Origin of the sequence: Variovorax sp. J31P207, from assembly GCF_030316965.1 — a bacterium.
Classification (GTDB): Bacteria; Pseudomonadota; Gammaproteobacteria; order Burkholderiales; family Burkholderiaceae_C; genus Variovorax; species Variovorax ginsengisoli_B.
In genome coordinates this window covers 809233-827896 of the sequence record NZ_JASZYN010000002.1, presented here as the reverse complement: position 1 = coordinate 827896, position 18664 = coordinate 809233, and the positions used below count along the sequence as shown (strand labels likewise).

The window sequence follows — 18664 nt, the reverse complement described above, 5'->3', positions numbered from 1 at the left end:
AGAGTCGGGGTTGGATCGACAGCCTGTCGTCGCCGGTGAATCCCATCAGTTGCTGGAGCTCGCATGAAATCCGCTGAAAAAGTGCCGCCATTGAAGGCCTTGATGCCGCTGAAGCGTGACCATGCGCTGCTCGATCCCGGCCAGCTGTCAGGGATGGCCGAGGAAGCCGCCCACGACCTGATGGCCGAGGGCGAATCCGACAACACCCGGCTGGCGTACCGCGCCGCCATGCGCTACTGGGCCGCCTGGTTCGGCGCGCGCTACGGGCGCCAGATGGCGCTTCCGGTTGCAGTCCCTGTGGTCGTTCAGTTCATCGTCGACCATGCGCAGCGCTCGACCAAGGCGGGCCTCGAGCACCAGTTGCCGCCCGAGATCGACCAGGCGCTGGTCGAGGCCGGGTTCAAGGGAAAACTCGGCGCGCCGGCGCTGAACACCCTGATGCACCGGATCTCGGTGCTCTCGATGGCGCACCACGTCTCCAAGCAAACTAATCCATGCGTGGACCCCGCGGTCAAGGCGCTGCTGAGCAAGACCCGAAAGGCCTATGCGAAGCGCAACGCCCTGCCCCACAAGCAGCGGGCGCTGACCAAGGAGCCGCTGGAGGCGGTCTTGGAAGCCTGCGACGACTCGCTGAAAGGAAAACGCGACCGCGCCCTCCTCCTCTTCGCCTGGGCCTCGGGCGGGCGCCGGCGCTCGGAGGTGTCGGAAGCCGTGTTCGAGAACCTGCACCGCGGCGATGAAGGCGCCTATCTGTACACGCTGGCGAGCTCGAAGACGAACCACAATGGAAAGATCCGCCCGGAAGACGTGAAGCCCGTCGTCGGGTCGGCCGCCGTGGCCCTGGACGCCTGGCTTGAGGCCAGTGGAATCCGCTCGGGGCCCCTCTTCCGGCGCATCCTCAAGAACGGCAAGCTCGGCACCGAGGGGCTCTCGGGGACGGCGGTGCGGGACATCGTCAAAGCGCGATGTCTGCGGGCAGGGGTGGGAGAGGATTTCTCGGCGCACTCGCTGCGGTCGGGGTTCGTGACCGAAGCCGGGCGGCAGAACATGCCTTTGCAAGAAACGATGGCGATGACGGGGCATCGGAGCACGGATACCGTGGCGGGGTACTTCAGGGCGGGGGCCGCTCAGGTCAGCGCGGTGGCTCGAATGATGGACGCAGATTAACCGCGGCCGGACCAAATCAAAATTTGACGGGGGCGAAAAACGGCACGGGCGAAAGGCACCGGATATGACGCAAGGTCGCGTGTCTGGTTTGGGACCAGAGGGTCGAAGGTTCGAATCCTTTCGCCCCGACCATGAAAAAATGAATGAGGACAACAGTTAAGGCTGTTGTCCTCTTTTCATTTCTGGGACGACTTTGTCTACGTTTTCGTCTGGTGTCTACGGGAGTCACGGAGCGCGCGGGGTATCGGCCGTCGTGGCAGCAGCGCCCAAATTGACGGGCGCTCGATTGCGAACGGTGATCGGCCCAGCGCCGACTGAGTGCAACCTGAGTTCGCGAGGGGCGGCCGGCATCAAAGGAAGGCCCCCTTCCATGAGGGGTTGCCGCAGCGTCCTCTACCAGCGTCAGCGGGCCGTCACTCTCCAGGGTACGTCTGACCCGTTGCCGCTGTATGTAGTCCTACGCTTCTGCCGAGAGGATGTTAGCCCCGACTCCGTGATCGCGCATTCGACGAACACCCCGACCGTGAGGCATTGGCCGTCAGCAGAACGCGCCAAATGCCACACGCCCACCCGTAGGGAAATGATTGACCATCTCCCAGGTGCTGGCTCGAAGTGAGCCCGCGCCGTCACTGGAGACTCACATGGCAGACGACCCCAAGAAGACCGGCCTCGAGCGCGCTAGAGGAACCCCACGAAGTCAGGAGTTGGACCGAAGCGCTGAAGGTCAGCGAGCAGAAACTCAGGGAAGCAGTAAAAGCCGTGGGCCATAGCGCCGAGAAGGTACGCGAGTACCTGCGGAAGAAATGACCGCGCGAAAAGCCGACCTCATGAAGGCCGGTGATCCGAAGTTCGCCGACGCTGTCCGCCTCATTGAGTCCTTCGTCGACATGCCGCGGAAACCGGTCAAGCGGGCGACCCCAAAAGCAGGCTCGGCGACCCGCGCGAAGGCTAAGGTCACCTCACGCGGCGTGGCGGAAAGCAAGCGCGCAAGCACTCGCACAGCGGCAAAAGGAGGGCCACCTAAGCTTGGTGACTCCAGGTAGGCGGCCTGCCGATCGGTGGGAGGGCAGTACCATCCCGTTCATGTGGAAGCTCACCCTCCCCGATGGAACGATCCTCGTCTTCGAAGACTGGGATTCGGCGCGAATCCAGGGCAACTTGCTGGGGTACGACTTGGGGGTGTACTTGGTTCCGGAGCGGCACGATCCCAACGTGGATGGCGGTCGCTGCGCTGGGCGAGCTGGATGCGCTGGCACGATTGAAGGCCAAGACGGCCCTATCGGGCGAACCACAGGACAGCAATGAGCACCGCCCACGCTAGTCCGGTGAGGCACGTCAGCACAACGATCACCCTTCCCAGCAGCTTCGCCATCCTAAAATAATACCCTCCCCAACGTGGGATTCGCCCCCAAATGTGAGCGGGCTACGATACGGGCCATGACCCACCTGCGGCGTATCTCCGTTTTCGTCGACGAGCCGGACCCGGGCCACTTCCACTGGGTGATCCACGAGAGCACAGAGGATGGATCGGTCTGGCTCGACATCGAATCCAGCGCGACCTCGTTCACGAGCTGGCTAGAGGCCTTCGACGCTGGATGCGTGGAGCTTTTCAAGGTGGTGTCCGACGAGCGGACCGGCCCGAGGGCGCTGGGCGAAGATGAAGACGCCGACCCGGTGGGCTGACGATCAGGGCTTTGACTGGAGTATCAGCGCGTCATAGCTGCGCTCGCAGGCAAGCCCGGCTATTCGAGCTCGGTCAGCGTATTCAGCCAGGATTCCCGCTCGACGGTCAGCGCGCTCGAGCACGTTGGCGAGCACTCCGATGGGATCGCCGGCTGGCGGGCCTGAGCTGACAGCGGCGGTATCCGTGCTGGCAGCACGACGGACGGCGGTGCGGAGCCTTTCGAGCTGTTCGCGCAGGCGGACAGACACAGCGTCAGCAGCAGCAGCAGCGACCTGAGCGCCCTTTGATTGATTCGTGGCGTCATCGAGGATCTTCCTTTGGGTGGCGGTGACGCGCTCCAGTTGTTGAGGTCAAGGATGGCTGCTGATGCCGAAGTTGCAGCAACATACGGTGGACCGCCTTGCGGCGCTGACCAGGATCAGTAGGGACAGAATCAAAGACATTCGGGTTCCGCCGCCCTGGGAGGGACCAAGGAAGCACTTCTGCTACTACGCGCGGTGTGTGTTCGTGAATCCCCTGGACGTCGCGGCGCCGATCTGGCGGCGTGAGTGGCTCGAGCAGAACTTGTCGGTCTGCCCGATTCACGGGAACGAGTTCCAGACGCTGCAAGCCGGCCGGGGGCTCGCGTGTAAGAACCTCGACAAGCTGCTTGCGCTGGTGAGTTGTCAGGAACGCCAGCTGCGCGACGGGACCTTGCCCAGGCGCGCTAGCAGAGTTCATTGAGCGGCTAGCGCATTTCGCTGACCTGGCTACCTTGAGCGAGGTGAAGATGCCGCGGCTGATGACGTCGCGCTGGATGCGCGAGAACCAGTTCTCGACCTGGTTGCGCCACGTAGTGGATCCGCACGTTCTGGTGTTCAGCCAGGAAGGCCTCGACCAACTCAGTCTTGTGGCTGCTGACGTTGTCGCAGATGACGTGGATCTCGCGGCCCTGCGGCTGAGTGCCGACAACGTCGCCGAGGAAGCTGACGAACTGCTCGCTGATGTGGCGCGGGGCGGTCATGCCAAGGACTTCACCGGTAGCGGTGTTCAGGGCAGCGAACAGGCTGAGGGTGCCGTTGCGCTTGTACTCGAACCCGTGGCTCTCGGCACGGCCCGGCGCCAGCGGCAGCATGCGATCCTTGCGATCGAGCGCCTGGATCGCCGTCTTCTCGTCCACGCAGAACACGGCGGCGTGCGCCGGCGGGTTCAGGTACAGGCCGATCACGTCCGCAGCCTTGGTCTCGAAGTTGGGGTCGTTGGAGACGAGGTGCCGCTCCAGCCGATGCGGCTGCAGTCCGTGCTTGCGCCAGATGCGCTGCACGGCAGAGAACGAGACGTCGCCCAGTTCGGCCGCGAGCTTGCGGCTGCTCCAATGCGTGGAGCCATCTTTCGGCTTGTGCTTGAGCGTCCTGTTGAGCACCCGCGCTTCCAGCTTGGCCACCGGCCGTACAGGCGCGCGGCCCGGGTGCAGCGACACCAGCCCGGCGAGACCTTGAAGTTCAATCGCCTTGGTCCATCGCGTGACGAAAGCGTCGTTGCAGGCCAGCTTGGCGCGGATGTCTACCCGACGTTCACCGTCGGCCCACAGCAGCACGCAACGCGCGCGCCGCGCCAACGCCGCACTGCCACTGCGCTTGCGAATCACTGCTTCCAGTTCGCCGCGCTCGTCGGACGTCAACTTCACCCTGTGCATGCCTTTCAAAATGGGCATACACATCCGATTTCAACGACTAGGCGTAGGCCGCGACCAGGGGTCCATAACCTCGCTATCGTGAACAGGGCCCGGAGGCCCTGCGTCTCATCGGAAAAAGAGCGCGCATAGCTGCCGCGTCGCCGCGTCGACATGAAGGCCTCTTCGTTTTCGCGCTGGACCAAGACAAACGGCACCCGGAGGTGCCGCTTGCTGCCTGCAGTCAAACGCATGCCGCGGTGCTGTTCGGCTGGTCGCTGGCTGCCCCGGTTGGGGTTTGCAAACGTCCGGCTTGGTGGACGCGCATGCTCGTAGTATTCAGAGGCCGTAGTATTTGTCCACACCGGTTCGATAGGCGTCGTCGTATTCAGGGACGGCGTCGCTTCCGTAGCGCGGTGCGCCTTCGAGTTGAGCCTTATCCAACGGCACGACATAGCCATCCTGGGATGTGTCGTACTTCAGCATGTTCCAGGGGATGGGGTAGCGGTCTGTGCCCATGCCCAGAAATCCGCCGAACTCCAACACTGCGTAGCGCACCTGGCCCGAGACTTTATCGATCATCAAATCATCGATCGTGCCGAGCTTTTCACCCCCGGCGTTGTAGACCGAGGTCCCTTCGACCCGTTCTGAGGAAATGACGTTGTTAGTGGAAATAGCCATGAGAAGCTTTCCTTGTTCAGCCGGCGCCGCTGGGGGCGACGACCTCGAATGCAAAGCCCAGCCCAACTCGTATCGCACGACGAATCTCTCGCAAAGATCAGCGGGTCGGCACTCTCCCTGTAGGTGATGTGCCCCGGTTTCCAGGCCACACAGCTGTTGAACATCAAGGTGCAGGCCTGGGTCGACGACCACCGCCTGCTTTGAGAGGGGGTCGCGCGACCGCACCTACATAAACGGTCAAAGATTTCCTGGTGCGGCAAAAGCACGCTCGGAAGATACTGGAACCCCTCGGGCTCATGGCAGCGATCAACATGACTATCTCAGCACAACCTCCCCGCCGGGGCGTTCGATCCCCCGGCAGTCCGGAGCCTGGCGGTTCCGAGTCCAAGAAGGGCACGAATCCGGACGGTGCAACACCCGCAGAGCTGCCCCAGCAACAACCGTCCCGACCGGCTCAGGCGAAGCCTAAGAAGCAGCCATAGCTGCTGCAGTGTCCCGATTGCGCGGCCGCGATGGAGGATCCGTTTCTGGCGCGAAGAAGGGCTCGCGAACGCGGGTTTAAACGCTTCGTGCAGATGTGGGTTTTCGAGCGTAGCGCCAGGCGTAGCAAATGCCCTCACGCTCCAGGATGCCTACTTAGGTTGGGAAGCCTAGGCCTGAACGCCATTTCATGGTCGCGGCCACATACGGCTTGTGGGCATTGTCGCCAACGCGGGTCGTGTCCCATTCCGTGGTGTGAGGTGGTATCCGGGTTTCGGAGCTCGGGACCAGGTGCCGCTCGCGGCGTAGGCGGTGGAGCAAGGATGGCACCGCACACCCCCAAGATTGTGATGCTCTCCTTCAGCGGGTTGTAGCCCGCCGCCTGGCGCTGGCGGACCCTTCGGTCGGCTGACGAGCGCCTCGACCGCTCGAAGGGCGCGGACAGTGAATGTCGGGGCCGGAGTGTGGCGACTCCAGGCGGGCAGATGGGTGACATAAGTCCGTCCGAACGTATCGATCCGATCGCCGGGTGATTGCGGAGTCGAGGAGCCACGCAACAATGCGTGATGGACCCAACAGCCCTCGCCGACGACGAACTTTTCCGAAATTGCCAAGAGCTGCGGGTGCAAGCGATGCGAGGTGACCAGAACGCTCTGCACCAAGCGCGCGTCTTGGAAGCGGAAGCCAGACGCCGATTTCAAGCGGCCACCACCATGGCCGCGCCACTGGCGGCTTTGCCTATAGGCCGGCGACCATGGTGGCGTTTTTGGTAGCCCCATGCATTCAGGGCCGCACGTTCATGCCTTTGTGTTTCAGGGACATTTAGGCCCGGTTCAGGGCCTAGTTTCACGATGAGTGCTTCCTCCTCCGCCCCACTGAGGGTTGCCCTCTTCGACGGGCTTTTTCAGGGGCGCTTCGTCCGGCGCCGGAGCCGGGATTGCTTCGAGCCGAGGCCATGTGAGTTTCAGCCCCGCTGCGCTCGTAGGTCGCCGACTGCGCCGGGCAGAACCACCGGAACTTTGCTTCCCCCCCGGGGTCTTACGTGTGCTTCGTGAGAGAGAGCGGTCGCCTGCCCCAACGCGCCCTCTCCGCGAGGTGTGTTCGATCGCGCTCAGGCAGGGCGCAGAATGTGAAGATTGTCAGGACTTCGTGAAGATGCACGGGACACCGGCATTCCCCACAGTTTCGACTTTGTCGAACCGGGGCCATGACGGAGGACCAGATGCATCGATTTCTATCAAACAATCGGGATGAGCTGATTTCACGGTGCAAAGCCAAGGTCGCGCAGCGGCCCTGGCGGGCCGCGACTGCGGCGCAACTCGCCAACGGCATTCCCATGTTCCTGGCCCAGTTGATTCAAACGCTGGAAGCACAGGACAACGGCGAGGTTGACGAGAGCTTACGGATTTCCGGTGCCGCGGGCGGGGACGCCGCCGCTTTGTCAGAAATGGGGCTGAGCGCGGCCGCGCATGGCAAGGAGCTCCTGGGGCTTGGCTATTCGGTGGACCAGGTCGTGCACGACTACGGTGACCTTTGCCAAGCCATCACGGACCTCGCAGTCGAACGCGATGCGCCGTTCTCCGTCGATGAGTTCCGGACGTTGAACCGCTGCCTGGACAACGCCATCGCTGATGCTGTCACCGAGTTCAGCGTCTGGCGTGACGCAAACGTCGCTCTTCAGCAGTCCGCTCAGGAGAATGAGCGGCTCGGCATGCTTGTGCATGAACTGCGAAATCACCTGCACACCGCATCGCTGGCGTTTGCAGCGCTGGAGTCGGGACGCCTGCCCATTGGAGGTTCGACCGGGGCGGTGTTGAAAAGGAGCCTGACATCGTTGGCGGCCCTGCTCAACCTGTCGCTGTCTCAGGTCAGGGGCACGGCCGAAGCGCCACAGGCGACGGCCTTTTCGGTCGCATCGTTGGTCGCGGAGGCCAGGAACGTCGCCTCGCTCGACGCGAGCGCGAGGGGTTGCACTCTCTCGGTCCAAGATGTCGATGCGGCGCTGGGCATTTCCGGCAATCGGGAGCAGCTCCTGGCGGCTTTGGTCAACCTCCTGCATAACGCCCTGAAGTTCACCCACACTGACTCCGAGGTCACACTGAGCGCACACGCCGAAGGCGACTATGTCCTGTTCGACGTTGAGGACCAGTGCGGGGGGCTTCCTCCAGGCGCTGCCTCACGCATCTTCCATCCCTTTGTTCAAGTCGGTGAGAACAAGAGCGGGTTGGGACTCGGTCTCTCCATCGCGCGCCGAAGCGTGGAGGCTGACGGGGGCGTTTTGACCGTTCGAGACCTACCTGGGAAAGGGTGCGTCTTCACCATCAAGCTTCCGCGCAGGGTGCTTCATTAGCGAATCGCACCGTTTCCCCAAGGCCTCCAGAATTGCGCAGGCAGTGCGACCGCGGTCGTCGGATACGGCCCCTCGCCCGATCAAGGCCAAGTCCCAGTCAGTGGCGCTTCGCAGCAGCACTCCTCTCTGCATTCGCGCCTTCGCAGGTTTGTAGCTCGCGCGAAATCTTCATGAGGGCTTCGGCAGCCCCCGGTTCGCATCGACGCAGCGCTTCAATTGCCGCCTCGTACTTTAAGGAGAGCGCCTGCCAATCGTCGAATGCTGAGCCCATTCCAGGTGTGTTGGTTGCCATTGGGTTCACGTAGACTTGCACGTTGTGTCGTAAGCAACTTGCTTCGCGACGCATGCACGACATACGGGTCCACAAGAGATGGTGCTCGTGCGCGCCGCCAGTGCCAGTGGCCCCGGCCCCGCATTGCCGTAAGGTGTTGGCGCCGGCCGAAAATTGACCCACCGGGGATGCGGACGAAAACTTGGACTACCAAGAGGTAGTTCATGTATTCATACGACGACAGAATCCGAGCCGTTGAGCTTTACATCAAGCTTGGCAAACGGGTTAGGCCCACCATAAGACAGTTGGGTTACCCAACCAAGAATGCTTTGAAGGGCTGGTACCGCGAGTATCAGCAGCGCCTCGACCTGCGGGTGCGCTATGCAGGCCGGGAACCGAAGTTCTCGCAGGCGCAGAAGAAGGCGGCTGTCGAGCACTACCTCGCCCACGATCGATGTATTGCTGCCACGATGAGGGCGCTGGGCTAAGCCCGCCGGAATCAAGGATTGGGACAAGCTGACGCCCGATGAGCGACGACTGTTTGCACGCCAGATGGAAGTCTTCGCGGGATTTGCCGAGCAGGCCGACTATGAGATCGGTCGCCTGGTGAAGGCGATCGAGGATCTGGGCGTGATGGACAACACGCTCTTCATCTACGTCGCCGGTGACAACGGTGCGAGCGCCGAGGGCGGGGCGACCGGCCTGTTCAATGAACTTACGTTCTTCAATGGTGTCCCGGAGACCGTCGAAAATCAGTTGAAGAACCTCGACAAGTGGGGCGGCCCCGAAACCTACCCACACTACGCCGCCGGCTGGGCCGTTGCTGGCGATGCACCTTTCGCCTGGACAAAGCAGGTGGCTGGGGACTACGGCGGCACCAAGACCGGCATGGTGGTGCTCTGGCCAAAGGGGATCAAGACGAGAGGAGAAATTCGTTCCCAGTGGCAGTACATCACCGACCTCGCGCCGACGGTGCTGGAAGCGGCACATCTGCCGTTCCCGAAGTCTGTCAACGGCACGGTTCAGAAGCCGTTCGAGGGCGTGAGCCTGGCTTACACACTCAACGATGCGAAGGCCAAGGACCGACGGACGACGCAGTATTTCGAGATCCTCGGAAACCGCGGCATCTATCACGACGGCTGGCTTGCGCGCACAGTGCACCGGGCGCCATGGGAACCCAAGCCGCGTGCGGCGCTCGACAAGGACACGTGGGAGCTCTTCGATGCGCGCAACGACTACAGCCTTGCCACAGATCTCGCTGCGGCGCAGCCGGCGAAACTCAAGCAGATGCAGGCCGTTTTCTTGAAAGAGGCGGCGAAGTACAACGTACTTCCGATCGATGACCGCGGCGTCGAGCGCTTCAATGCGGCCATCGCCGGGCGGCCCGACTTGATGGGAACGCGTACTTCGATCACGCTCTACCCGGGCATGACAGGCATGATGGAGAACACGTTCATCAATGTGAAGAACCGCTCCAACACGATCACCGCCGAGATCGACGTTCCACCGGGTGGCGCACAGGGGGTGGTCTTTGCACAAGGCGGGCGCTTCGGCGGCTTCAGCCTGTACCTGAAGGACGGCAAGCCCACGTACACCTACAACTGGGTCGGCCTCGAGCGCTACACAGTGGCTTCTCCCCAGGCGCTTCCGCCCGGCAAGGCAACCATCAAGTTGGACTTCGCGTATGACGGCGGCGGCCCCGGCAAAGGTGGCATCGCTTCACTGTCGGTCGGCGGACAGAAGGTGGCCGAAGGCCGAATCGAGAAAACAATTCCATTCCTCATCTCGCCCGATGAGGGCGCCGACGTTGGCGAGGACGATGACACGCCCGTCTCGGGCGACTACGTCGCGGGCATCAAAAGCCGCTTCACCGGGACGATCGAGAAAGTGACCGTGGAGGTGCGGTGAACGAAAGGCAAAGCTTGCAGCATTGCGCTCGCCATAAAAGAGGAAACGAGCGCTCCGATGCTTCAAAAGCCGACGTTGCCTGCCAGGAGTTGGCAGGCGATTGTTGCCCTATCGCGTTGATCGCGTTCCTTTGCACATACCGAGTTCACCTGCCGCCGGTCCAACCTGTCGTCGATTCCCGGATTGCAATACCCTCGCGGACCCGATCATGGTGGGCGCTTCAAGGATCACAAACATCGACCACAGCAGCACCAAGCAAGCAAAGAAGAACGGAAGAAGCGTCATCAGGCGGCTTGGCCTGTCCTCCGCGGTACGGTCACTTGCCCTAAACAACTAGGGGACGCCCCCCCATCGGAAGAGGAATGCGAACCATGACTACGCTCCGCGAAGCTGATCTCGAATTGGAAACGCGCCTGTCCCGGAAACTGCTGGACGTCTTCATCAGGGCTGGCCTGATTCTGGCCTTGACGCTGCTGTGCTACCGGATCTTTTCGCCGTTCCTGTCGTTGATGGTCTGGGCCGTGATCCTGGCGGTCACTCTCTATCCAGCACACCAGAAGTTCGCCCGGAGGCTGGGGGGAAAACAGGGGCTGGCGGCCAGCCTGTTGGTGCTCGGTGGCATCGTGCTGATCGTTGCGCCCACTGCCGTGCTGTTGACCTCCATGGGCGATTCGGTGCATCGCGTGGTCGCCAGCGTACGCGACGACACCCTGCGGATTCCCGAACCCCCGGCCAGCGTGGCCGAGTGGCCCGTTGTCGGCGAAAGGGTCCACAGCCTCTGGTCGCAGGCCCATGAGGATCTGCCGAGCGTTGTCCAGGGGATGCAACCGCAGGTGGGAAATCTGGCCCGGAACGCGCTGGACATGGTGGCGAGCATCGCCGGCACGGTGCTGCTCTTCCTGGCGTCATTCATCATCGCTGGGATCATCATGGCCTTTGGTCAGTCGGGAGCCGCAAGCACCCGGCGCATCTTCGGCCGCATCGTGGGGCCACTGCGCGGGGAAAAGTTTGCAAAACTCTCCACTGCGACCATTCGTGCGGTGGCGCTCGGCGTCCTCGGTGTCGCCTTCATTCAGGCCATTGTGGTCGGGCTGGTCATGATCATCGCCGGGGTTCCGTTCGCAGGCGTGCTCGCAATGGTCGTGCTTGTACTGGGCGTCGCGCAGGCGCCCGCTCTTATCGTCACTTTGCCGGTCATCGCCTGGATCTGGATGAGCGGGAACTACGGGACCGGTGGAGCGGTCCTCTACAGCGTGCTGCTATTCGTGGCGGGGATGCTCGACAACGTGTTGAAGCCGCTGCTGCTGGGCCGCGGTGTCGATGCGCCCATGCCTGTGATCCTGCTTGGTGCGCTAGGCGGCCTGGCCAGCGCCGGTATCGTGGGAATGTTCGTCGGCGCGACCCTGTTGGCCTTGGGTTACCAGATATTCATGTGGTGGGTCGCGACTCCTCCGGATACCGTGCCGGCGGTGCCTGCCTCGCATGCGGCCGAGTAGCTGCTTCGGGGCCGCCAAGCGCGGGCTTGACCCCCAACATCTGGTTCCAGAACGTGGAGTATGCGGTGGCCGAGAAGCTCGACCGAGCCAGCCTGCAACTGCGCCAGGGTGGCGGCCTGCGGGTTGATGTAGCAGTTGGTCGGCCCCACCGCGCGCAGTCCGGCCCGGGCGCAGGCGGTTGCGGGCAGCGCGGCTACGGCAGGGGCGAGCGCGAGTTGCGGCTGGATGTCGGAGGTGCGGCGGCCGTAGACGCCGGCCGTGCCGTCGAGCCATTCGGGGCTCCAGCGCGCCGAAAGGCCGAAGTCACCGGTCTTGTCGGGCTCGTTCTGCACACCGTGGAACAGGCGCTGGTTCGGCCCGGTGATGAGCGACTGGGGTAGCGCACCGACTGCCAATCGAGGAACACTTGCGCCGACGGGGCCAAGTCCGGCCGCGGCTGCACCTGCATGTTGAGCTGGTTGCGGGGCAGGTAGATTTCGCGTGCCTCGATGCCGGGGTCGACAGCGCCTTCCAGAGGTCGAGCGAATACTGGCCGTAGGAAATGCCATGAATCGCCCGGCGCGGTCGAGCGCACGGCGCGATTCACGTCCGAACCCTAGTTCAGGTCCTTGTCCTTCCAGACCTTCGAGCCTCCGAGGGACACCCCCGCCTGTAGGCCGGCCTTGGTCAGCACATAAGCGGTGCCGCCCGAGAACGCGACAGCACCCGCCTTGATGTTGGCCTCGTCCTTGCCGGTGCCTGCGCCCGCGGCAGCGCCGGCCGAGGCATCCCAGCCGTTGTCGATGAAGTCGGCCAGCGACTTGGAATCCTTGAACACGAAGAGATAGCGCGTGTCGGAGGCCCCGATCTGCAGGCCTGCGCTCGCCTGGGCGATGTTCATGTACGTGTCCTTTTTGGACTTGCTGTCGTGCGCTATGCCCTTCCCGCCCGCTCCGCCAAGGCCGAAGCTCAAACCGTAAGTCGTGAATACGGCGTAACCGGGCGCCTTGCCTACCGCGCTTTTGATCTCGGCATCGGCCTTGTAGAAGTCCTCGAGCGCCTGCTTGGCCTTTGCCCTGACCTCGGCCTGCTTGGCAGCGTTGTCCTGCGCGTAGGCACCGCGGGCCAGCAACGATGCCAGCGATGCACCGGCGACGAGTAGCTTGCGACGTTTCATTGCGTTCTCCTTTCACGGTCATGCAAATCCGCCTCATAGGCACGAGGGAGACCGGCTCGGCGGCACGTCTCCCTGCGAGCGACCCGTCCGAATGTTCCCACAGATCCGGTCACCTCGGCTACCAAGGAAATCCATGTCCAGCGCAGCCGACTGTAGCCCGTCATGCGATCGCGCTGCGATGGCAGCGTCGATAGCACGCGAGCGCGGTGATTTTGACGGGCGCTGAGACTGACGAGCGGGCTGATCGCCTTTAATGCCCCCGATAACCCCGCGCACGCAGCGCCCAGCGCCACTGGGCATCATGCCCGCTGAATTGGGGGGAGCGCGATGGTTGAGTGGGCTGAGACGCTGAGATGTTACGTCTCACGCAAGGGCGGGCGGTGTACGCAGACATGCTGGATTGGGCCTTCGAACTCTGGCCTGCCCGGAAGAATTGCGACCCTGCGGCGGTCGCAATGGCTGAGTTCCGAAACGCGGCTCAGGATGACTAGGCCGAGGCAGCTCGGATTTTTCGACTGAACCTTGCTATTTCAAGCACGCGCCACAGACCGGCAATGTGTACTCGTGCCTGCACGTTCCATGGCGGCGCTGAAGCTGAGATCGGTTTTGCTGAATTCTGGTCTACCCCGGAAGATCCAGTTGTGGCCGACACTAGCCGGTTGGGGAAGTGCCTAGCACTGAAGCGCGAAGCTTCGAGGGGCATTGTCGCGAAGAAGCGTCAGCCCGCCTCGCGCGCCAGCTTCGCGCGGGAGGGTTACGAATCGACGAGCCGCAGCGCTCCGGGCTTCGCGCCGGCTTCGAACAGCCGCTTGCCGCGCCCGAGCACGACGGGGAAGGTCCACACGTTGTACTCGTCGATCAGCGATGCGGCTTGCAACGTCTGGATCAGATTGCCGCTGCCGATGATCTGCAAGTTTTGTCCCACCTCTGACTTGAGCGCCGCGACCGCCGCGATGACGTCGCCGCGCAGGAGCGTCGAGTTGTTCCAATGCAGCTTCTTCAGCGTGCGCGAGGCCACGTGCTTCTTGGCCGCATTGAGCGTTTGCGCAATCGGGTCAGCGGCCGGCTGGTACGGCCACTACGCCTCGAAGATCTCGTAGGTCCAGTGGCCGAGCACGAGTTCGCGGTCCTTGCCGTCGAAGCCGTTCATGGAGCGGCCCATGACCTAGTGGATGCAATGAGCTTTCTCATGGGGCGACTCCGTGGCTGTTGGCGAACTGAGCGGTCACGACGAAGATCCGGTTCTGGGCTGGAAACTGGCGGCGGCGTTCAAGAAGGTCTCTTGATCGTGACGGGGGGGCCGCAGACCTTCTCGAAGAAGCTCAGAGCATCGTCTCGCGACGCGACTCTGAAGTCAAAGCCCTGAAGGCTCAGGTGGCTGTCGATCGAGCGCTGTTCGTGCAGTAGGGCGTCCCATGAGCGAACAGCGGGTATGGGCATGACAGTTCTTCAAGTACGCTCGCTCAACGTCCGCAGCGCACGTGGAAGTGGTCCTTGACATTGGCGTCGAGAGTAGCGTTCAACCGACTAGGACTCACCTGGCGCTTTGCGGTGCCTGCTCAGACAATACTTGAAGCATTCCTCCAGCTCTGTCGCGTGTCCAGCGCGAATCTCTGCCCGCGCGCCGGAAGCGCGATGGGATCAGGGCGACGGCGTTGGATTCGAGCGCGGCGGCGCGGTGGCCCCTTTCGGCCGATTGGCTGGCTCTCCGGCCGTGGAGCCAAGATCCTTGCGCTCGGGAACGCTTGGGTCGTCCGGTTGGCGCGCGGCGCGTTGCGCGTTGGCGGCGGCGGCGGGGCTCGGGTGAGTTTGTAGATCCGGTCCGCTGGAGGCTGCTGCCTTTCCGTCGGTCGGAGGCAGCGCCGGTGAACCCTTCGAAATTTCGGCCGGCTGTGGCGGCGACACTGTCTCCGCCGGCTGCTGTGCGAACGCCAGCGCTGCGGCAAGAAAGAGGGCTGAGAACACAAATCCGTGTTGTCCGCACTGTCCAAGTGCCCAGCTTGGCCGGTCACGCCGAAACTGAAGATGCAAAAAGCAGATCATGAGAAGCTCTCGATCGAATGCGTTCTTCCTGAACCAACCTAGCGCAATCAGCCAGGAACATGCGTGAGCCCGGATCCCGATCGCTCGTAGGCGACAGCAGCCGGTGGTCGGTTTTGTGCTCACCAACGTAGGGCTGGAAGCTGGCGTGTCGCTGCAGGGCGCGAGGACCGAACAAATCCAGCCTCGAGGTGCCGCCAGATTTTCCGCTACGGGCCATCGGGCAGACCGGCCGGCACCGATCATGCGTGAGGGAGGCCCAGATGTGTCCCTAGATGTCGACAAAAACTGAATCGCCATGGAGGCGTTTCTTGCGCCAGTCGTCAATGAACGCGCGCGACCGGTCGGACAAGGAAGCGATCGCGCTCGCTCCGTCTTCATGCTTGCCTGCGAGGGCTATCCGACATTTGTGGCCGTCCTTCCAATGAAGATCCGCCTGCCCAGAGATGATCCCGTCGAGCGTCGAACCGTCTAACTCAACCACCACATTCCAGCCGTCGTACTCGAACCGATGAACTGCAGAGTTGGTCATCACCAGAACCTCCAAGTCGCTCCCCCGCTCCCTCGATAGAAATCAATCCATGTATTCCAGCAACAGCGGCGCCACGGCGCGCAGGAACGCAAGTTCACACGGCTTGACCTCGCGGCCTTCGACGTCGAAGTGGCACAAAATCCCGACGACCGGTCCGGCCAGCGGGCCCACAGCCATACCGCAGTACGACACGATCGGCCCGCCGAGTGAAAGCAGGCGGCGGTCCGTGCGGCAATCCGCACTGACAAATTCGCCGTTCGCTACGGTCAGGCAGCACAGAGTCTCCAGGACGAAAGCGCTTCGCACATACGCCCGGTCCTCCCTGAAGCGATCGAACATACAAAGCGGACGCATGCCGCGGTTGACGAACCCGTACATCGCCGTGTACCGAAACTGGGTTCGACCATTCAGCAGTTCGATCGCTGACGAAGGACCACGCTGCGCCAGGTGCGCTCTGAACACCAACAACTGCTCCTCGAAGGGGAGGTCGATGGATGTCATGTTGGAGCCCCGAATTTTTCAAATTGTCGAGTGGACCGCGCATCTTTTAGTATAAGTCAGGTTACTTACCAATGCGACTTGTTCTGTACGTGGTCAACTCGCTTCCCAGACGCGCGAGCAGTTCCGACTCCGTCCCGTGCTTCGCCTCGAACCGGGCCTTCCACGGGTGGCGGCCGACCTTCACCACGCTCAAAGGGGAGCCCTGCACCTACGATGGCATGAGCACGGCTTGGACGCGCGCGCGATCGGGCAGGGATCAAGAATGCGCACTTCCACGATCTGCGCGCCAAGGCCCTGATGGACAAGGATGACAGCCAGAGCATCGGCGAGGCGCGCAAGATGGGCGGGCACTCCACCAAGCAGCAGACGAGCGATCACGTGCGGCACAAGAAGCCGCGGAAGACCTCCGCGACACGCTGAAGAAGTGTCTACGCCGGATAATGCTCTGCCCAGTTGTTAACAGCGAAAGGCAAATATGTTCAGCAATATTGTCAATGCCATCATCTGGATGCTGATCGTCGGCGTGGCTTGGTATCTGGTGAGCTTCATCCCGATCCCGGCGCCGGTGGGTACGATCATTACGATCTTGTTCCTTGCACTGGCTGTGGTCGTGCTGCTTTCCAGCTTCGGGGTGATCAACGTTGGGGTGCCACGCCTGTACAACAAGTGATTCGCGGCATCGTATAACGGTGTCAGCATGACCCTCGTCTAGACCACGCTCAAGTTGGGCGGCCATCTGGGTCTCGACAAGCACGATGAGCGCGCGCCGCTGATCAGGCGCCAGCCTGTGCTGTTCGTCAAAGCCGCTGTCGCCCCACGTTTCGTATGCGCCGCGTGCGAGCCAGGCGTTGAAGTGGTCGACGTCGCCGGCGCTGAAGACGGCCATAGCTGCCGACATCGTCCCCAGCTTCGCGCCGTCAAATCGGGGCAATTTCGGTTACCGGGGTCTGGAAGCGCATCCCGCAAAACCTCAAGGCCCTCAATGCTGTACGCTACGAACGCGAAGCACACCGGTCTCGGAGGGCGGCCGCGGGCACGTTCAGAGGCCGCCTAGCAAAACTCAGCGCACGGATCAGACGCCTACTTTCCGGCAGTCAGGACGGGTCCCGTTAGGCGCTTCGCCTACATCGAGATTCCGCCCGAAAGCGGCGGGCTTTTTCATGTCCGCCTGGCCGCCTCAAGCTCCAGCGTCAAGATCGTCGCTCCGATGTTCAGCAGAAGCTCCAGATCGGGTTGGTAGCTTTCGCTCGCCTTGTCCAAGCGGTCGATCAAGGCCGGGATGTGCGAAATCGCCTCTGTCCCAGGCAACGCACCCCCTGCCCTGGCCATCTCGACCACGGCAAGCATGACGTCGGTGCGGTTCATCTCGAGACTGTGCGCTTGACTGCCAAGGGAGGCAAGGCGGGCTTTGCCGGAGCTGCGCGGCTACTATCAAGGCATGCCCCGGAAGTCACCAGACCCGAAGCGCCTCGCCCTCAGGAACTACGAGCTCCGCGTGGCCGAGGAATTCCCGCTGCCCAAGATAGAGGGCGCGATCAAGGAACTCGACGTGCTCAACACCGGATCCGCGATCTTGAATGGGGTGTTCGACCTCGCGCAGCTCGAGGCGACCGTGGCGCACATGAACGCGCCCTGGGCACGCCCGATTGACGGGCGCTATTTCACAGTCGCAATCGGCCCGGCCTGAACACCTCTGCAAGGGCCTCGGATCTCTTCACGAGCGACATCTTCGAGAGCCGGCTCCGGGCCGCCCTGAACGGCTGTAGGGCCCGTTCCGAAGCAGCTGTTCGTATCCGCCAGGGTAAGTTGAAGTGCTCCGTCTACACCGACCGTGGATGTTGCGCAGTTCCTTCGCCCGGCCGCGCCTCTACGAGACTCCGCCCGCGCTTCTAGCAACGCCCGGAGGCCGCCCGCGGGGGTCCCGGCCCTGTCGGCTGTTTGCGCATCTATTGACTTGTTTGCGCACTTATTGGCGTTGCCCGACATTCTGGGATGGCTGGGCTGCGCGGCCTTGACCTCGGTCAAGGCTCGAGGCCATAGGTCGACGCCGCGCAGCGTGTCCACCTCCTTGGAGCCGGCGCTGTGGGCCCGCCTGGGCCTTGGCGCCCGAGGTCGTCGGCTTGGGCACGTAGGTCGTGATGCCCGCGTCTTCGCAGGCCTTGAGTTCCGTGCCGTTGAAGTACCCGCGATCGGCCAGGGCTTGCAGCTTGGTCTTTCCCATCTCCGGATCGTTCACCTGTCCGTCAAGACGGTCAGCACCTACCGCACGCGGCTGATGGAGAAGATGAATCTCTCCTCCAACAGCGATCTCACGGCGACGCCCTGAAGATTCGGTCTGTGTGCGCTACCGAACAGAGAAAAAGCAACATCGGCGCTAGCCTTTCCTGGTGCGTCTTTGACGCTCGGAGCCACGCCATGCGCCCGTCTGAACTTGTTGCCGATTCACAAATTTTCCTCCCTGAACGCACATACGCTGCCATGCGCCTCATCCCCAGTGAGGTGAACGCCAAGTCATCTGTAAAGCACGCGACGGCCCCGTCTTGCCTCCGCCTGGATGGACGACGCAGGTGAACATTGGAGCCGTTTTCGAGGGTAGTCGCAGCTATCACGCACAAGTCTTTCGTGACAAGGAGTGCCTCTGCCACATCGTTCTGGCTGGTGTAGCCATCGACGCGGAAAAAGCTGACGAGGTATTGACAATCCGTGTGCGGAACTGGATCGAATCATTTGAGACGCGCGTCGTCTCG

At 62.6% G+C, this 18664-nt stretch carries 19 protein-coding genes, 1 tRNA gene and 3 pseudogenes; 14 read left to right on the top strand and 9 right to left on the bottom strand.

Going from position 1 to position 18664, the window contains the following annotated elements; genetic code table 11:
- Positions 1–102 precede the first annotated feature (102 nt).
- From QTI68_RS09545 to QTI68_RS09530, 4 genes are all read left to right on the top strand, one after another.
- Entirely contained in the window at positions 103–1167 is a 1065-nt protein-coding gene (locus tag QTI68_RS09545) for a site-specific integrase (protein WP_286521568.1), read from the top strand.
- A gap of 59 nt (positions 1168–1226) precedes the next feature.
- Positions 1227–1299 (top strand) — tRNA-Pro (locus QTI68_RS09540).
- 480 nt (positions 1300–1779) lie between these two features.
- Positions 1780–1974 carry a DUF3606 domain-containing protein gene (locus QTI68_RS09535; protein WP_353506407.1) on the top strand — a complete coding sequence of 65 codons (195 nt, stop codon included), beginning with the start codon at positions 1780–1782 and terminating at the stop codon, positions 1972–1974.
- Positions 1975–2604: 630 nt separating this feature from the next.
- Positions 2605–2850: a hypothetical protein gene (locus QTI68_RS09530; protein ID WP_286521167.1), complete on the top strand. Its 246-nt coding sequence runs from the start codon at positions 2605–2607 to the stop codon at positions 2848–2850.
- Positions 2851–2909: 59 nt separating this feature from the next.
- Here QTI68_RS09530 and QTI68_RS09525 read toward each other — a convergent pair whose 3' ends face one another.
- Complete coding sequence (locus QTI68_RS09525) at positions 2910–3155, bottom strand: hypothetical protein (protein WP_286521166.1); 246 nt, start codon at positions 3153–3155, stop codon at positions 2910–2912.
- A gap of 62 nt (positions 3156–3217) precedes the next feature.
- On the opposite strand from QTI68_RS09525, the gene QTI68_RS09520 reads away from it, so the two are divergent.
- A complete protein-coding gene (locus tag QTI68_RS09520; RefSeq protein ID WP_286521589.1) occupies positions 3218–3574 on the top strand; it encodes a hypothetical protein in 357 nt (118 codons plus the stop codon).
- Between the two features lie 30 nt (positions 3575–3604).
- Here the strand turns inward: QTI68_RS09520 and QTI68_RS09515 are convergent.
- Positions 3605–4526: pseudogene (locus QTI68_RS09515) on the bottom strand (IS630 family transposase); the annotation flags it as partial.
- Positions 4527–4841: 315 nt separating this feature from the next.
- Positions 4842–5183 carry a PRC-barrel domain-containing protein gene (locus QTI68_RS09510; protein ID WP_286521164.1) on the bottom strand — a complete coding sequence of 114 codons (342 nt, stop codon included), beginning with the start codon at positions 5181–5183 and terminating at the stop codon, positions 4842–4844.
- 1687 nt (positions 5184–6870) lie between these two features.
- Here QTI68_RS09510 and QTI68_RS09505 point away from each other — a divergent pair.
- Entirely contained in the window at positions 6871–8013 is a 1143-nt protein-coding gene (locus tag QTI68_RS09505) for a sensor histidine kinase (RefSeq protein WP_286521163.1), read from the top strand.
- A gap of 97 nt (positions 8014–8110) precedes the next feature.
- Here QTI68_RS09505 and QTI68_RS09500 read toward each other — a convergent pair whose 3' ends face one another.
- Positions 8111–8305 carry a hypothetical protein gene (locus QTI68_RS09500; protein ID WP_286521161.1) on the bottom strand — a complete coding sequence of 65 codons (195 nt, stop codon included), beginning with the start codon at positions 8303–8305 and terminating at the stop codon, positions 8111–8113.
- Between the two features lie 203 nt (positions 8306–8508).
- Here QTI68_RS09500 and QTI68_RS09495 point away from each other — a divergent pair.
- The 4 genes and pseudogenes from QTI68_RS09495 to QTI68_RS09480 all read left to right on the top strand — a co-directional run.
- Positions 8509–8769: pseudogene (locus QTI68_RS09495) on the top strand (IS3 family transposase); the annotation flags it as partial.
- Between the two features lie 13 nt (positions 8770–8782).
- The gene (locus tag QTI68_RS09490) at positions 8783–10192 is read left to right on the top strand and encodes a sulfatase-like hydrolase/transferase (RefSeq protein ID WP_353506415.1); all 1410 of its coding nucleotides are present in this window, start codon (positions 8783–8785) and stop codon (positions 10190–10192) included.
- A gap of 371 nt (positions 10193–10563) precedes the next feature.
- Positions 10564–11688 (top strand): AI-2E family transporter, encoded by a 1125-nt coding sequence (locus tag QTI68_RS09485; protein WP_286521160.1) that lies wholly within the window; start codon positions 10564–10566, stop codon positions 11686–11688.
- A gap of 26 nt (positions 11689–11714) precedes the next feature.
- Positions 11715–12068 carry a hypothetical protein gene (locus QTI68_RS09480; RefSeq protein ID WP_286521159.1) on the top strand — a complete coding sequence of 118 codons (354 nt, stop codon included), beginning with the start codon at positions 11715–11717 and terminating at the stop codon, positions 12066–12068.
- Positions 12069–12283: 215 nt separating this feature from the next.
- Here QTI68_RS09480 and QTI68_RS09475 read toward each other — a convergent pair whose 3' ends face one another.
- The 4 genes from QTI68_RS09475 to QTI68_RS09460 form a co-directional block, all read right to left on the bottom strand.
- The gene (locus QTI68_RS09475) at positions 12284–12844 is read right to left on the bottom strand and encodes a lipid-binding SYLF domain-containing protein (RefSeq protein ID WP_286521158.1); all 561 of its coding nucleotides are present in this window, start codon (positions 12842–12844) and stop codon (positions 12284–12286) included.
- Between the two features lie 754 nt (positions 12845–13598).
- Entirely contained in the window at positions 13599–13895 is a 297-nt protein-coding gene (locus QTI68_RS09470) for a dihydrofolate reductase family protein (RefSeq protein WP_286521566.1), read from the bottom strand.
- A gap of 1260 nt (positions 13896–15155) precedes the next feature.
- The gene (locus QTI68_RS09465) at positions 15156–15416 is read right to left on the bottom strand and encodes a hypothetical protein (RefSeq protein WP_286521157.1); all 261 of its coding nucleotides are present in this window, start codon (positions 15414–15416) and stop codon (positions 15156–15158) included.
- A 42-nt stretch (positions 15417–15458) separates the two neighbouring features.
- Positions 15459–15917 carry a hypothetical protein gene (locus QTI68_RS09460; RefSeq protein ID WP_286521156.1) on the bottom strand — a complete coding sequence of 153 codons (459 nt, stop codon included), beginning with the start codon at positions 15915–15917 and terminating at the stop codon, positions 15459–15461.
- Between the two features lie 297 nt (positions 15918–16214).
- Between QTI68_RS09460 and QTI68_RS09455 the strand changes: the two genes are divergently transcribed.
- Positions 16215–16337: a hypothetical protein gene (locus QTI68_RS09455; RefSeq protein WP_286521154.1), complete on the top strand. Its 123-nt coding sequence runs from the start codon at positions 16215–16217 to the stop codon at positions 16335–16337.
- A 55-nt stretch (positions 16338–16392) separates the two neighbouring features.
- A complete protein-coding gene (locus tag QTI68_RS09450) occupies positions 16393–16587 on the top strand; it encodes a hypothetical protein (protein WP_286521153.1) in 195 nt (64 codons plus the stop codon).
- Between the two features lie 488 nt (positions 16588–17075).
- Here QTI68_RS09450 and QTI68_RS09445 read toward each other — a convergent pair whose 3' ends face one another.
- Positions 17076–17282 (bottom strand): hypothetical protein, encoded by a 207-nt coding sequence (locus tag QTI68_RS09445; RefSeq protein ID WP_286521151.1) that lies wholly within the window; start codon positions 17280–17282, stop codon positions 17076–17078.
- Between the two features lie 130 nt (positions 17283–17412).
- On the opposite strand from QTI68_RS09445, the gene QTI68_RS09440 reads away from it, so the two are divergent.
- Together QTI68_RS09440 and QTI68_RS09435 are read left to right on the top strand one after the other, a co-directional pair.
- A complete protein-coding gene (locus QTI68_RS09440) occupies positions 17413–17604 on the top strand; it encodes a hypothetical protein (RefSeq protein WP_286521150.1) in 192 nt (63 codons plus the stop codon).
- A gap of 537 nt (positions 17605–18141) precedes the next feature.
- Positions 18142–18243: pseudogene (locus QTI68_RS09435) on the top strand (LuxR C-terminal-related transcriptional regulator); the annotation flags it as partial.
- Positions 18244–18664: the final 421 nt, after the last annotated feature.

Bases quoted from the DNA above. Each gene is read 5' to 3' on its own strand.
- QTI68_RS09545 (WP_286521568.1), top strand. From the start codon at position 103: ATGCCGCTGAAGCGTGACCATGCGCTGCTCGATCCCGGCCAGCTGTCA.
- QTI68_RS09530 (WP_286521167.1), top strand. From the start codon at position 2,605: ATGACCCACCTGCGGCGTATCTCCGTTTTCGTCGACGAGCCGGACCCG.
- QTI68_RS09525 (WP_286521166.1), bottom strand. From the start codon at position 3,155: ATGACGCCACGAATCAATCAAAGGGCGCTCAGGTCGCTGCTGCTGCTG.
- QTI68_RS09520 (WP_286521589.1), top strand. From the start codon at position 3,218: ATGCCGAAGTTGCAGCAACATACGGTGGACCGCCTTGCGGCGCTGACC.
- QTI68_RS09510 (WP_286521164.1), bottom strand. From the start codon at position 5,183: ATGGCTATTTCCACTAACAACGTCATTTCCTCAGAACGGGTCGAAGGG.
- QTI68_RS09505 (WP_286521163.1), top strand. From the start codon at position 6,871: ATGACGGAGGACCAGATGCATCGATTTCTATCAAACAATCGGGATGAG.
- QTI68_RS09500 (WP_286521161.1), bottom strand. From the start codon at position 8,305: ATGGCAACCAACACACCTGGAATGGGCTCAGCATTCGACGATTGGCAG.
- QTI68_RS09485 (WP_286521160.1), top strand. From the start codon at position 10,564: ATGACTACGCTCCGCGAAGCTGATCTCGAATTGGAAACGCGCCTGTCC.
- QTI68_RS09475 (WP_286521158.1), bottom strand. From the start codon at position 12,844: ATGAAACGTCGCAAGCTACTCGTCGCCGGTGCATCGCTGGCATCGTTG.
- QTI68_RS09465 (WP_286521157.1), bottom strand. From the start codon at position 15,416: ATGACCAACTCTGCAGTTCATCGGTTCGAGTACGACGGCTGGAATGTG.
- QTI68_RS09460 (WP_286521156.1), bottom strand. From the start codon at position 15,917: ATGACATCCATCGACCTCCCCTTCGAGGAGCAGTTGTTGGTGTTCAGA.
- QTI68_RS09455 (WP_286521154.1), top strand. From the start codon at position 16,215: ATGGACAAGGATGACAGCCAGAGCATCGGCGAGGCGCGCAAGATGGGC.
- QTI68_RS09450 (WP_286521153.1), top strand. From the start codon at position 16,393: ATGTTCAGCAATATTGTCAATGCCATCATCTGGATGCTGATCGTCGGC.
- QTI68_RS09445 (WP_286521151.1), bottom strand. From the start codon at position 17,282: ATGAACCGCACCGACGTCATGCTTGCCGTGGTCGAGATGGCCAGGGCA.